The organism is Leptolyngbya sp. NK1-12 (genome assembly GCF_032598965.1).
Taxonomy (GTDB): Bacteria; Cyanobacteriota; Cyanobacteriia; order Elainellales; family Elainellaceae; genus Elainella.
Genome location: NZ_CP053586.1, coordinates 540,434 through 553,288 on the forward strand (window position 1 = coordinate 540,434; position 12,855 = coordinate 553,288).

A 12,855-nucleotide genomic window follows, 5' to 3' on the forward strand; every position below is an offset into this window, starting at 1 on the left:
CCAACTATCTATCTTATTACGGTAGCGAATTTAGATTCGGATAAGATTAGCGTGACGAGTCAGGAATCCATGACGCTAATGGAACGCTGTAGCTGACCGGGAAACCGCGAGGAGTAAATGAATGAGCGTCTGGCAGGTTGATTTTTATCGCCGCCCTTTAAAAGATGAGATGGGAAACCCATTGTGGGAGCTTGTGGCCTGCGATCCGACCCGTAGCTTCACAGCCCAAGCCTTTTGTGCCCAGTCGGAAGCAACCGCAAACTGGCTGACCCAGCAGCTCAAGGAATTTGCAACGCGAACCAATGCCCTACCCCAACAGATTCAAGTGTTTCGTCCGCAGGCTGTGAGTTTGCTTCAAGCTGCCTGTCAACCACTGGAAATCAGCGTCACGCCAACTCGCCACACCCCAGACCTCAAGCAATTCCTGCATCAACGAGCAGCCCAATACCCTACTCTATCGGGCTATACCGGCCAACCCTACCATCCCACCGAACTGGAAAAGCCACCCCCCGTTCCTCTGCCAGAAAACCTTTGGGGAGATCGCTGGCAGTTTGCTGCCCTCGCAGCTGGAGATCTGGTACCCGCTTTTCAAAATCGACCCATTCCTGTGCGAGAAATGCCGGAAGCGCTGTTTCCCATCCACCTGCAAATTCCTTCGACTGCACCAGTTCCGGGAGTCATTATTGAAGCAGGCCGCCGCTCGATGCCGCTCGCTCGTTGGTTGCAGCAGATCCAACCCGTAGCCCTCAACTATATTCCTGGTGATCCAGATGGGTTGATCTTGGAAGCTGGGCTGGTGGATCGCTGGGTGCTAACTACCTTCACCGATGCTGATGTCATTACTGCCGCTAAGACCTTCCAATCGCGACAGCAGGTCGCCAAAGGTTTACATTTTCTACTCGTTCAACCCGACGACTCTGGTATGACCTACAGCGGGTTTTGGTTACTGAACAGCAACGAGGTAATTTAACCGTAGACTAGCCCTTTCCCTCAACCCTCAACGAACGCTTGCAGCACTTTATTATTTGGGAAATAGGATAATCCGACTTGGGCAGCCGCTTTTGCCCGGTCTGGTTGTTGCAACTGGGTCCAGGCTTGGCATTGAAGAATATAGGCGAGAAGTCGTTTAGGATTGGGTTTCAGGGCATGGTCAAGTTCCTGCAATGCGGCCTCATATTCCTCAAGCTGCACGTAACTGTTCGCTAGCTGTACCCGAATTCCCCCATCGTTAGGACAGCAGGATAATCCAGTCAGGGCAACCGCTTTGGCTTGTTCTGGTTGCTGTAAATGAATCAAGGCTAAACATTTGTGAATGTAAGCACCAGACCGGCCTGGATCGTGCTGCAAGGCTTGGTCAAAGGCTTGAATCGCCGCCTCATACTCAGCAAGATGAAAATGGCTAATGCCTAACTGCGTCCGAATGCCCGCATCGTTGGGATAGTAGGCCAGTCCAGTCAAGGCAATCGCTTTGGCCTGTTCTGGTTGCTGCTGCTTGTTGAGCAGTTGACAGGTGTGGAAGTAAGCAAGGGCTTGATGCGGATTCAGTTCAAGCGTTTGAGCCAAGAAGCGCAGCGCCTTTTCGGCCTCTCCGAGGTGAACTGCACTCAGTCCTGCTTGCAAATAGCTTGTTGGTTCATACGGCTGAAGCTGAATCAGTTGTTCATAGGCTACGAGAGCTGCTTGGTGATTGCCCAGTCGGACCTGCAGTTGGGCTAACTGTTGCAGCAGGGGAATCCTACGCTTCCGATCTCGTTCCAACGCTGTTTGAAGAACGGCAATGGCAGCCTCTGGCTGATTCATCTGAAGTTTAATTTCTGCCAGCCGCGTCAGCAAATTTGCCGAAAGGGGCGAACGAGCCAGCCTAGCCTCAAGCACGGGTTCTGCGATCGCCAGTTTGCCTTGGGCAATTAACGCATCGGCATATAGCTCAATATATTCCTCGGTATAAGCTTCCGGCGGTTGGCTGAGCAGCAGCAACTCTTCGACAACATCCCACTCACCCTTTTGTCCAAAGCATCGTGCCAGGGCTAGCCGCACTTTACTGTCCCACGGTCGCTGCCCAAATAGCTTCAACCAGCGGGCCTTGGCTTTGCCAGGACTAATTTGGCCGACATGCTGCAAGCAGTAAAGCTCCAGCGCTGTATGCTGCTCATCCGTGAGGCCAATCAGGGCAGTGCTTAGGTCTGCTCGCTCTAACCATGCTGTTGGAGGCGGTAGCTGATTCACGTCAATCCCCAAACTCTCCAGTCGATGCAGGGACAGCAAATCCGCTAAGGTTTTGACAGGAGAGGTATCAATGTGATTGAGCAGGATGGAGTTATCGTAGGACAGATTCTGCCATAGGTAGGACAGAAAACCATCAGCCCCGCTCTTTTCTAGCCAGTAGGTCAATTCGTTCAGGCGAAAGGCAGGTGAGTCCGTCTGGCGCTCTGGGGCTGCAAAATGAATACAAGTAGGAAACAGTAAGCTAGCACGGTTGGTTCCGGCACGCACAAACTTTGCCCACAGATAGAGATCGGTGTAGCAGCCAACTGGTGTGGTTTCCCAACCTTTGGGCAGGGCGAGGTAGGCCGCCCGCGTATGGCCCCCAAACGATAGACCAAACCCACTTTGAATCAGTTGTCTGATCAGCGTGTTTAAACTCGGTGAATGCAGGTTGGCCAATAGCCCATTTAAGGTGCCATCGACATGCACATTGATGTGCAGGGTATGCACAAAATCAACCCTTTGCAGCGCGCGTGTCATTACCTCTAAGTGATGCGGCAGCCAGATATCATCGTCCGCCAAGTAGCAGATGTAGGGCGTCTTGATCGTGGTGCGGATCAGTTCATCTCGGTAGATCTCACCGTGTCGTGGACCTTTGGGGTAGTCAATGTAGTGAATGCGGGAATCGGCAGCACACAGCTCGGTCATGATCTCCCGAGTGCGGTCGGGTACACCGTCACCCACCACAAATATCTCAAAATCTTGAAACGTTTGCCGTTGAATACTAGCAATCGAGACACGCAGTGTATCTTGATGATCGTGGGTCGGAATGATAACGGAGACAGTGGACATGGACGCTCAATTGAATTGGTGACGCGTGCAAAAACTCGGACTAGCGGGCCTGCCAAGCGAGCTGCCGTAGGATCGTAATCACCTCAATCGAATCAACTGCATCCACAGCAGACGTCAACGGTGGCTCTCCACCTTGCAAAAACTGGCAGAATTGACGCAACTCTAGCCACAGCGGCATTTCTGTAGAAATTGGCAGCATTTCAGGGGCATGATGCTTGGGCAACCCATTCCGGTACAGCTTAATATGATCTGCCAAGGATTCGTCTAAAACCGCAACTCCGGTCTCACAGGCCACACTCACGAGCCGATTAGCAACAGGCTGTCGGGCTGACACCTCAATCACAGCGCCGGGAGTCGTTCCCAAAAAAGCTGTTATGCCTTGCAGTTGTTCGCCAACAAACTCACCAAACGCCGCTCGCGGCGGCGGAATGGCACCCAAAATATGAGCCACGATCGACAGGTCATGGGGAGCCAGAATCCAAACCCCATCGACGTCTCGATGCGGATGGCCCCACTGCACACGCCGCGTTCGGATCAATTGCACCTTACCCAGCGTTGCTTGAGCCACGATCTGCCGCAAGGCTTCTACACCCGGATGATAGCGCCACTTGTCCATCACAAAAATCTGCTCAGGCGCTTTGGCAGCCAGAATCCGTGCCTGCTCCAAATCGGCGGTTAAAGGTTTTTCACAAAAAATTGGACGATTGTAGCCGAGCAGTTGGCTCACCACCTCAAAATGCAGACTAGTCGGAACCGCAACCACAAAGCCATCCAAACTGTCTGGCAGCTCTTGTAGATCTATGATCGCCTTCGCGCCAGCCTGAGTAGCCTTAGCAGCAGCGATCGGATTTGGGTCAGCAACAGTGACTTCACAATCTAGAGACAGCAAATCGCGCAGGATGTTAGCACCCCAACGCCCGCAGCCAATTAATCCAATCCGTAGTGCCATTGTCTGCTCCTCACATCCTCATACTGCTGCATGACAAGCGGCTGTATAATCTAAGCACATTTGCTCGAAGCTACTCGCGGTGGCATCGCGCGCTGACAGCGAGGGATTTTGAGCTGGCCAAGGCAGGTTCAACACTGGATCATCCCAGCGGCATCCCAGTTCATCCCTAATGTCCCAATAATGAGAGACGCTATATAACAACGTGGCCGGTTCCGGAAAGTAGAAACCGTGTGCCACTCCGTGAGGAATAAAAACGCCTTGCAGTTGTTGTCCAGTTAGTTCAATCAGCCAGCGAGCACCCCAAGTGGGGGAATCTTGACGGATATCGCATAGCCCCAACAGCATTCGACCCTGTATCACAATCAAGTAATCTTCATGGATTGGGTGGACATGGACACCTCGCAATACATCGGGTCTTGAATGGACCAAATTCCACTGAACCGGAGGCTGGCCGAGTTGCCATTCCAAACGAAACAGCTCGGTGAGATCGCCGCGTGAATCGGGATGGGTTGTCAATGGAGTAAAGGTCACACCATCAGGTTTACCCCAAGAGAACTGAGGCTGTCGCATGGTTGTTTCTGCTCAGGTCCGATAACAGATCACTACTACTTAATCTATTTAGTTTTACCAGAATCAATTACCGATTGAAGTCCTTTCAAAGCTTAATCAAAAGAGCCTTCCTCTGCCACCGCAGCAAACAAGCGTGTAAAATGACTTGGCATTACCTTGGCATTACAGGAAGAAACTCATGACGGAGCAGGTCAAGATCGGCATTATTGGCGGCAGCGGACTCTACAAAATGGAAGCGCTCAAAGATGTCGAGGAAGTGCAAATTGATACCCCGTTTGGACCACCGTCGGATGCGCTGATTTTAGGAACATTGGACGGAACGCGAGTGGCTTTTCTGGCGCGACACGGTCGGAACCATACCTTGATGCCATCAGAACTACCATTTCGAGCCAATGTCTACGCCATGAAGAGCCTGGGCGTCGAGTATCTGATCTCAGCTTCGGCCGTCGGTTCGTTGCAAGCTGAGGTGAAGCCGCTAGATATGGTAGTGCCCGATCAGTTTATCGACCGCACCAAAAACCGCGTTTCTACCTTTTTTGGGGAAGGCTTGGTGGCCCACATCACCTTTGGCGACCCAATTTGCCCCCATTTGGCTTCAGTCCTAGCCGACGCCATTGCCAGCCTGAACTTGCCCGACGTTGACCTGCATCGAGGCGGCACCTATGTCTGTATGGAAGGCCCCGCTTTCTCTACTAAGGCCGAGTCCAATCTGTATCGCAACTGGGGAGCTACGATTATTGGCATGACCAACCTGCCAGAAGCCAAGCTAGCCCGCGAAGCCGAGATTGCCTACGCCACCCTAGCGCTCGTCACTGACTACGACTGTTGGCATCCCGACCATGACAGCGTCACGGTGGAAATGGTAATCGGCAACCTAACCAAAAATGCCGTCAATGCCCAGCGGGTGATTCAGGAAACCGTGCGGCGGCTGAGCCAGAACCCACCAACCTCCGAAGCCCACTCAGCTCTGAAGTATGCCATCATCACTCCGCTCGACAAGGCTCCAGCCGCCACCAAAGACAAGCTAAAGCTGTTGTTGCAAAAGTATTTGTAGGAAGAGTATTTACTATAGGACTAATCAACTTGTCGCTTAACCAGCTATCGCTCAACCCACTGTCGGCAACAGGTTGAATTCCTTCACCTACCTAGGCTAGGGTGTAAGCTAGTCAACTGGGGGGATGTGGGGCCAGCCTTGGGTGTGTTACCCCAGATGAAGGGATTTACTGCGGAGAACAAAACCATGCTAAAGCTAGGGCATCGATTATGTTTGGCGTTGACTGGCTTGGTAACCCTAGGAACAGTCATCACGACAGCCTTGCCTACCCCAGCCGCTGAGACGGTAGTCTTGCGCTACGGCATTTTTCGCGGCTCGCTACCCGTCTCCGACTTAAACGAATTTGTCGAGACAGGAGAAACGTCCCGCCGGTTGCGGCGCTATCTCCGCTTGGCTGACCTTGAAGAAGAGCAATTCCGCCAAATCCTGACGGAAGAAGTTTCCACGAGTCCCAGGACCCTAAAGCTGCTGCTAGGCAGTCCTGCTGGCGATGTGCTGCTACAGGAAGTAAGCGAGTATCTGTATGTTCCTAATCGGCGCGATGATCAGGACAAACTACGCACAGCTCTCACCACCTCGGCTGAAGACAGCCAAATCAGCCTAATTGAAGTGTTGCAGAACTACCCCAGCGACCGGGTTTACATCAACGTCAATCGAGTTGTATCAACCTATCAGCAATTTGCCTCAATCCAAGAACGGTTTGGGGGAATTCTGAATGGTCGCCTCAGTGAGATTATCGAAGGGCTTGGTCTGTAGCCTGTCTGTAACCTCTGCAGCTTTTGACAAATGGCTGATTCACCCGCACAGGCGAGTCCTATCTATTGATCGTTTCAATGATCAGCATAGACTGACTTAAAACTGCCAGTCCCAGAGCTTCGTTACCTATTAAGCTCAATAGGCCAACGTCTCTAAGGTTTCTCGCAAATACCGGCTAACTAGCTGCTCCAAACTAGAGTTTTGCATCTGCCGGTTGGCCAGTGCCCGTTCTGCTAGCCAGCGTTGAAAACCGGAACTCGCTGCGATCACCTTTTGCAAGCTTTCCCAAGTAGCATCTTCAGATTGGGGGTGAGTGAGAGAAGTCGAAGCCATATAAACCTCAGTAAACGGGAAGGACAATAAACAAAAGTCTCAGCTAGAGAAGTTTAATAAAATTTAATAGATCTTTTTCTAGAATAAATCAACTGCCATTTTGGGCTGTGTTGTAGGACACTAAAGCCAGAGAATTTGGGCTAGATTGCTACAGTCAGCAGCAAAATACCAACCTTTGTACCAACCTTTGTACCAACCTTTGAAAGCATTTGAAAGCCTCAGCGTCTGATTCAAGCTGCCTACCTACAGCTTAGTACGGTCCAAACTAACTAGGAGAAATTTTGAAAGCGATTGAGATAGCAATTTTTATGCTTGCTATGGTTGATCATGCCTAGAAGCCGGCTAACGAACATCCACCAGTTGGATAGTTTTGCAATTCAACGTAGAGTGAATCAACAAGCCGGTGAATTTGTTGCGCCAAGAGCCGTGCTTTTCTGATAAGTAGAACAACATAATTAAACATGAAACCCAAAGGGGGTGTTGGCGCCGCCGAAGGGCGGACAACACCCTGATCTTGGTTTTAATTAAGTTGAATTACTTACAAGATTTTGATGAAAGCAATAGCGAGTAGCGGGGGCAGACAAATGGCCGAAGCCTATGCAGAAATTGACTTGGCGGAATTTATTGATCACGCGCTTCTCGATCCAGTTGCCACACCCAACCAAGTAGCCCAATTCTGTGCTGAAGCAGAGCGGTTTGGCTTCCCCACCGTTTGTGTTTACCCCTGCCATGTGCGTCAGGCGGTTGATTTACTCCTCCGCAAGCGGACTCAAGTCTGTACAGTAATTGGCTTTCCTACCGGAGCCACTACTTCTGCTGTCAAACTCTACGAAGCCCAAGAAGCAGTTGAGAATGGTGCTACCGAACTCGATGTTGTGATCAACTTAGGTTGGTTGAAAACCGGCAAAACCAACGAAGTGCATCGAGAGCTAGCTGAAATTTGCGAAATCACCGGCAAAACTGTCAAAGCGATCTTAGAGACCCATCTTTTGACCGATTCTGAAAAGCAGCTCGCTGCGGAAGTCTGTATGGATGCGGGAGTTGCGTTCCTCAAAACCAACACCGGTTGGTACGGGGCGGCATCGGTTGCCGATGTGCGGCTGCTGAAATCGATCACCAAAGATCGGATTGGCATCAAAGCTGCTGGCGGTATTCGCACAGCGGAGCAGGCGATTGAGTTAATTCTGGCCGGCGCAACTCGATTGGGTACGTCTCGCGGTCCCGATTTAGTCCGCCAACGCGATACCCTGGAAAAGGGGAAAAATTTTGATCCGGATTAATTTCTAGCAGCCCCCTCTAGCAGCATCCAGTTAAGTTGGCCCATTTATGAGCGGAACCTACAAGGCCATTGGTATCAACCTCAAGAGCACACCCTTGGGTGAGGCCGATCGCCTATTGACGGTGCTGACCGACGAATGGGGACTGGTGCGGGTAGTTGCGCCTGGCTCGCGCAAGCACAAGTCTAGTCTAGGAGGGCGCAGCAGTCTGTTTGTAGTGAATCAGCTTTTGTTAGCAAAAGGCCGCACCCTCGACAAAATTATCCAGGCCGAGAGCATTGAATCCTTTCCAGGACTCAGTCAAGACCTCTGTAAACTAACAGCAGCTCAGTATCTCGCCGAATTAACCCTCTATCAAGCCCTGAGTGACCAACCCCAGACCGAGCTGCTCTGTTTACTGCGAGAACATTTAGGCCGAATTGAGACCCTACCTGCTTCAACCGCCCTAGCGAGCCTCATTCATGCCACTTTTCATCTCCTGGCCCTGGCTGGTTTAACTCCACAGCTACATAGTTGCTGCATTAGCAAGCAGCCCTTAGCTCTAGAGCCGGATCTCGATTGGCAGGTAGGATTTAGCGCAGCCGCCGGCGGCACAATTTTGCTGGATCACCTGGATCGAATTCGAGCCACTCCCCCCTCAACCACCACACCCCGCGTGGCCGCTGCTACCGGAGAATACGGCACTCACGAACAGGTGCCCAAATCGCCTGAACTACTGACCCACCTCAGCGCTACAGACCTAGCCTTGCTACAGAAATTGACTCAGCCCAATTTAATCCCCGACCTACTAGAAACTGAGCCAAATTTACTGCACTCTCACTATCAGCAAAATTGGCTGACCATTGAACGAGCCTTGCGGCATTATGCCCAGTATCATTTTGATCGGCCAATTCGGTCAGCGGCACTCATCGATGTCTGCTTTGCTTCTGCCGATGCCCCTTCCTCCCGCGTGAACCATGATGCGATCGTTTAATTCTCACCTGAAATCTTCCAGTACTGAATCCTCTGGCCATCTCGTCTCCATGATGGGAAAGGACGAAAACAGGGGGCGCTATGGAACCGCATCTGGGTGGCGACCCCCGGCTTCCGATTTATCCCCTTCGGTCTGGCAGACAAACACCGAACGCAATGGCAACACCGATGAGACTAATTGGTCGGCCAAATGGCAAGCACCAGCCAGTGAGCAGCCAGCCCTTTCCCCTCCAGAAACAACTGAAACCACTCCACCAGCAGTAGGCAAAACCTACGATCTCGGTAGCTCCAACAATAGCTCTAACAATGGCCTGGTCAATACTGTTAATTCCAAGGCCGACACTGAATCAGATAACACTTTAGATAGCGGCTTTGATGGCCCTTTTTCCAACAATGGCCGAGCCACTCAAGTCGCTTCAACTGAGCCAACCACCGCATTGGAAGAACCCGAGCGAGGCTTACTGCCGGTCCTGCGCAATCGTAACTTTCTCACTCTCTGGAGCGGTCAGGTTTTTTCCCAGTTAGCAGATAAGGTTTACCTAGTACTGATGATCGCCCTGATTGCGAGCCGGTTTCAATCTGAAGGGCAGACGATTAGCGGTTGGGTTTCCTCCTTGATGATTGCCTTCACGATTCCGGCAGTCCTGTTTGGCTCGGTAGCTGGGGTGTTTGTTGATCATTGGCGCAAGCGAGCCGTATTGGTGACGACCAACTTGCTGCGGGGTGGGTTGGTGCTGGGACTCCCCGTTTGGCTCTGGCTCACCCACGGTTGGGCAACCATTGGCGGCTTACCGGTCGGTTTTTTGGTGGTATTGGGGATCACGCTGCTCGTGTCTACCCTGACTCAGTTTTTTGCTCCGGCTGAGCAGGCGGTGATTCCGCTAATTGTGGATCGGCGGCATCTTCTGTCGGCCAACTCCCTCTACACCATGACTATGATGGCCTCAGTGATTGTCGGGTTTGCCCTCGGTGAGCCGTTGTTGGCTCTAGCCGATCAGTTATTCGCGCCCTTGGTTCAGCAGTTGCATATCGGAGCTGACATGGGCAAGGAACTTCTGGTTGGCGGTAGCTACACAATTGCCGGACTGCTGCTGATGCTGCTGAAAACCAACGAGAAGAGCGTGGATGTCCACGAAGAACTGCCCGATGTCTGGCAAAACATAAAGGACGGCGTTTATTATCTGGGACAGCAAGGCCGGGTGCGGGCGGCTCTAATTGCGCAGGTAATTCTGTTTTCCATCTTTGCCGCATTGGCGGTACTAGCTGTGCGATTAGCCGAACTGATGCCGGAAATCAAATCGTCCCAATTTGGCTTTCTACTGGCTGCAGGCGGGGTTGGCATGGCAATTGGCGCAATTCTAGTGGGGCAATTTGGGCAGCGCTTCTCGCGGGCACAGCTCAGCCTCTACGGCTCAATTGGCATTGCTGGCACCCTAGCCGCCGTCTCCTTTTTTGCCCAACACCTTTTCCCGACTCTGCCACTGCTTGTGGTGATGGGAGCCTGCGCTGCGATTGCCGGTGTTCCAATGCAGACAGCCATTCAAGAAGAAACGCCTGAGGAAATGCGCGGTAAGGTGTTTGGGCTGCAAAATAATGCGATTAATATCGCCCTCAGCCTGCCGTTGGCTCTGGCTGGTATTGCGGAAACCTGGTTTGGCCTTCAGGCCGTATTTTTGGGCTTGGCGATCCTGGCGATTGGCGGCGGTATTTTGACTTGGTCCATCTCAAGAGGTCACAATTCCAGTAAAATAACGCCATGAACGCATAAAATCCTTAACATTAGCTAAATTTTCTACTCATTAACCTAAATGCATGTCGCTTGGCTCGGAAAGAAATCTCCGTTTTGTGGCAATGTTACCTATGGTCGGGAAGTAACAAACGCACTGCTGGATCGAGGCTATCAAGTCAGCTTCCTCCACTTTGCACAAGAAGATGTCGTCAGTGACGATTGGCGCGATTGCCAAGAGGTGCCGATTCCTTTCCTCTACAAGTCGCAGATTTATACAATTCCATCTCTTAAATCCAGTAAAGTTCTAACTCAGGCACTGCGCCAGCTCAAGCCCGATTTGGTGCATGCATCTCTGACTCTATCGCCGCTGGATTTTTTGCTGCCCGAAATTTGTGCAGAACTCGACATTCCCCTCGTCGCTACATTTCATCCCCCCTTTGCCCGCAAGCCGCGTAATCTTACCTCTGGTACGCAGCAGTTGACCTACCAAGTCTATGCCCCGTTCCTAGCCAACTACGACCGTGTGATTGTCTTTTCTCAAATTCAGCAGGATTTGCTAGTCCGATTTGGGGTACCGAAGACCCGCATCGCCGTAATTCCCAACGGGGTTGATCCCGACAAGTATTCTCCTGGTCTGTCTAAACTGAAGACCGAACTAAACGCCCAGCGGATTTTTGTCTACCAGGGACGGATCGCGGTTGAGAAGAATGTTGAATCGCTGCTGCGAGCTTGGAAACAGGCCGAAATGGGTGAACAAAGCAAGCTGGTGATCGTGGGCAGCGGGCCGCTACTGCCCGCCCTGATGAGTACCTACGGAGAAGAACAAGGCGTCATTTGGTTAGGCTTCGTAGCAGATGAGCAAGAGCGCATTCAGCTTCTGCGTGGGGCTGATGTGTTCATCTTGCCTTCTTTAGTGGAAGGACTGTCGCTCTCTCTCCTAGAGGCAATGAGCTGTGGTCTTGCTTGTATCGCTACCGATGCCGGAGCCGATGGCGAAGTTCTGGAAGCGGGAGCCGGGATTGTTCTAACCACGCAACGAGTTTCTGCCCAACTGCGCACCCTTTTACCCCTTTGCCAGGATCACCCCGAATTGACAGCTCTGTTGGGGCGCAAAGCCCGTCAGCGGGTACTGGATCGCTATACGCTCAGTCGCAACATTACTCGTCTTGAAGAACTCTATACCCAGGTTCTACAGCAGCACCGCCTCTACTCCAGTACGCCAGTGTAAGAGCGCCACATAAGACTAGGGGCTGATTAGAATTAGTGGTCTAGGTTCTGGTCTGTTGGGAGTCATCTGTAGCATCTACAGCGTTTTTCACTCATGTGAGGTATAGGGAGCGCGGGGGCGCTGCTCCACGCTCCGTTGATCGGGCTGCCTACTAATCAAGCTGCAACCGTTCTCTGACTCGTTTTTCAAAAGCAAACCTCTATCCTTAGCATGATAAATCCGCATCGTTTTCGTAGGTTTAAGCTGCTTTGTAAATAAGTGTAACAATCATGCTGTCATACCGTTCTGCTGTCTTGACAGCCCCCGAAAAAGCAGATTATCCTGTCATGCATACCCGGGTATTAATCACATAGTCGTTCTATGCAAGACAAGCACAAAGTTACCCTATATCTTCCTCCAGAGCTACACCGCCAGCTAAAGGTTCGCTCAGCAGTCGATTTACAACCCATGTCAGCCATTGCGGAGCGGGCGATTATTTTCTATCTGGAGCACCCGGAAGTAGTTGATGAGGTAGATGACGCGAATCACGGGCAAGTACATCGGGTTTACAACTGTCCTAGCTGTTCGACTTCGCTTGTAGTGCGTGAGGGAGAGATGGTTTCTCTTCAAGAGCAATCTACTGTTCTTGACGATGATGCTTCGGTTGCACGGGTGCAGGAGGATTGTTCGAATCCAGATCAGCACGACGAAGGGGAATTGGTTCCCTGCTAGTTCTGGCGGATAGAGCATGCTGAAGGTTAGCTAAGTGAAACTCGTTCACGCACAGTTCTTAAGACAGTTACTTAAGCTGCTGTGAGCCAGCACATATCAGGATAAGTTACTCAGGATAAGTTACATCAGGTAAGTTACAGCCGGGTTACTCAATCAATCGACTCTTGTAGGGTAGGTTTTATCTAGCAAATTGAATAGTAGGTGCTTGCTACTGGTACT

The 12,855-nt window shown here is 51.5% G+C and carries 12 protein-coding genes; 8 read left to right on the forward strand and 4 right to left on the reverse strand.

Annotation, left to right across the window (positions count from 1 at the left end):
• Positions 1-121 precede the first annotated feature (121 nt).
• Positions 122-970, forward strand: a complete 849-nt coding sequence (locus HJG54_RS01825) for a Tab2/Atab2 family RNA-binding protein (protein ID WP_316433031.1) — start codon at positions 122-124, stop codon at positions 968-970.
• Between the two features lie 20 nt (positions 971-990).
• On the opposite strand, the gene HJG54_RS01830 is transcribed toward HJG54_RS01825, so the two are convergent.
• From HJG54_RS01830 to HJG54_RS01840, 3 genes are read right to left on the reverse strand one after another with little or no spacing between them, the layout of a single operon-like run.
• Entirely contained in the window at positions 991-3,057 is a 2,067-nt protein-coding gene (locus HJG54_RS01830; protein WP_316433032.1) for a tetratricopeptide repeat protein, read from the reverse strand.
• A 40-nt stretch (positions 3,058-3,097) separates the two neighbouring features.
• The gene (locus tag HJG54_RS01835) at positions 3,098-4,006 is read right to left on the reverse strand and encodes a Gfo/Idh/MocA family protein (protein ID WP_316433033.1); all 909 of its coding nucleotides are present in this window, start codon (positions 4,004-4,006) and stop codon (positions 3,098-3,100) included.
• A gap of 18 nt (positions 4,007-4,024) precedes the next feature.
• On the reverse strand, positions 4,025-4,576 hold the full coding sequence (locus tag HJG54_RS01840) for a dTDP-4-dehydrorhamnose 3,5-epimerase family protein (protein ID WP_316433034.1): 552 nt from the start codon (positions 4,574-4,576) through the stop codon (positions 4,025-4,027).
• Between the two features lie 178 nt (positions 4,577-4,754).
• Between HJG54_RS01840 and HJG54_RS01845 the strand changes: the two genes are divergently transcribed.
• Entirely contained in the window at positions 4,755-5,630 is an 876-nt protein-coding gene (locus HJG54_RS01845; protein ID WP_316433035.1) for an S-methyl-5'-thioadenosine phosphorylase, read from the forward strand.
• Positions 5,631-5,816: 186 nt separating this feature from the next.
• Entirely contained in the window at positions 5,817-6,386 is a 570-nt protein-coding gene (locus HJG54_RS01850) for an alpha/beta hydrolase (protein ID WP_316433036.1), read from the forward strand.
• A 135-nt stretch (positions 6,387-6,521) separates the two neighbouring features.
• Here HJG54_RS01850 and HJG54_RS01855 read toward each other — a convergent pair whose 3' ends face one another.
• On the reverse strand, positions 6,522-6,719 hold the full coding sequence (locus tag HJG54_RS01855) for a hypothetical protein (RefSeq protein WP_036001201.1): 198 nt from the start codon (positions 6,717-6,719) through the stop codon (positions 6,522-6,524).
• 551 nt (positions 6,720-7,270) lie between these two features.
• On the opposite strand from HJG54_RS01855, the gene deoC reads away from it, so the two are divergent.
• From deoC to HJG54_RS01880, 5 genes are all read left to right on the forward strand, one after another.
• Positions 7,271-7,999 (forward strand): deoxyribose-phosphate aldolase, encoded by a 729-nt coding sequence (gene deoC / locus HJG54_RS01860; RefSeq protein ID WP_316433038.1) that lies wholly within the window; start codon positions 7,271-7,273, stop codon positions 7,997-7,999.
• A gap of 46 nt (positions 8,000-8,045) precedes the next feature.
• Positions 8,046-8,969 carry a DNA repair protein RecO gene (gene recO / locus HJG54_RS01865; RefSeq protein WP_316433039.1) on the forward strand — a complete coding sequence of 308 codons (924 nt, stop codon included), beginning with the start codon at positions 8,046-8,048 and terminating at the stop codon, positions 8,967-8,969.
• Positions 8,953-10,728 (forward strand): MFS transporter, encoded by a 1,776-nt coding sequence (locus HJG54_RS01870; protein WP_316433040.1) that lies wholly within the window; start codon positions 8,953-8,955, stop codon positions 10,726-10,728. Before recO ends, HJG54_RS01870 begins: the two co-directional genes overlap by 17 nt.
• A gap of 48 nt (positions 10,729-10,776) precedes the next feature.
• Positions 10,777-11,925, forward strand: coding sequence for a glycosyltransferase family 4 protein (locus tag HJG54_RS01875; RefSeq protein WP_316433041.1), 1,149 nt, complete (start codon positions 10,777-10,779; stop codon positions 11,923-11,925).
• 360 nt (positions 11,926-12,285) lie between these two features.
• Complete coding sequence (locus HJG54_RS01880) at positions 12,286-12,636, forward strand: hypothetical protein (protein WP_316433042.1); 351 nt, start codon at positions 12,286-12,288, stop codon at positions 12,634-12,636.
• The last annotated feature ends 219 nt before the right edge of the window (positions 12,637-12,855 follow it).

Bases quoted from the DNA above. Each gene is read 5' to 3' on its own strand.
- HJG54_RS01830 (WP_316433032.1), bottom strand. From the start codon at position 3,057: ATGTCCACTGTCTCCGTTATCATTCCGACCCACGATCATCAAGATACA.
- HJG54_RS01835 (WP_316433033.1), bottom strand. From the start codon at position 4,006: ATGGCACTACGGATTGGATTAATTGGCTGCGGGCGTTGGGGTGCTAAC.
- HJG54_RS01855 (WP_036001201.1), bottom strand. From the start codon at position 6,719: ATGGCTTCGACTTCTCTCACTCACCCCCAATCTGAAGATGCTACTTGG.
- HJG54_RS01875 (WP_316433041.1), top strand. From the start codon at position 10,777: ATGCATGTCGCTTGGCTCGGAAAGAAATCTCCGTTTTGTGGCAATGTT.
- HJG54_RS01840 (WP_316433034.1), bottom strand. From the start codon at position 4,576: ATGCGACAGCCTCAGTTCTCTTGGGGTAAACCTGATGGTGTGACCTTT.
- HJG54_RS01880 (WP_316433042.1), top strand. From the start codon at position 12,286: ATGCAAGACAAGCACAAAGTTACCCTATATCTTCCTCCAGAGCTACAC.
- HJG54_RS01870 (WP_316433040.1), top strand. From the start codon at position 8,953: ATGATGCGATCGTTTAATTCTCACCTGAAATCTTCCAGTACTGAATCC.
- HJG54_RS01825 (WP_316433031.1), top strand. From the start codon at position 122: ATGAGCGTCTGGCAGGTTGATTTTTATCGCCGCCCTTTAAAAGATGAG.
- recO (WP_316433039.1), top strand. From the start codon at position 8,046: ATGAGCGGAACCTACAAGGCCATTGGTATCAACCTCAAGAGCACACCC.
- deoC (WP_316433038.1), top strand. From the start codon at position 7,271: ATGAAAGCAATAGCGAGTAGCGGGGGCAGACAAATGGCCGAAGCCTAT.
- HJG54_RS01850 (WP_316433036.1), top strand. From the start codon at position 5,817: ATGCTAAAGCTAGGGCATCGATTATGTTTGGCGTTGACTGGCTTGGTA.
- HJG54_RS01845 (WP_316433035.1), top strand. From the start codon at position 4,755: ATGACGGAGCAGGTCAAGATCGGCATTATTGGCGGCAGCGGACTCTAC.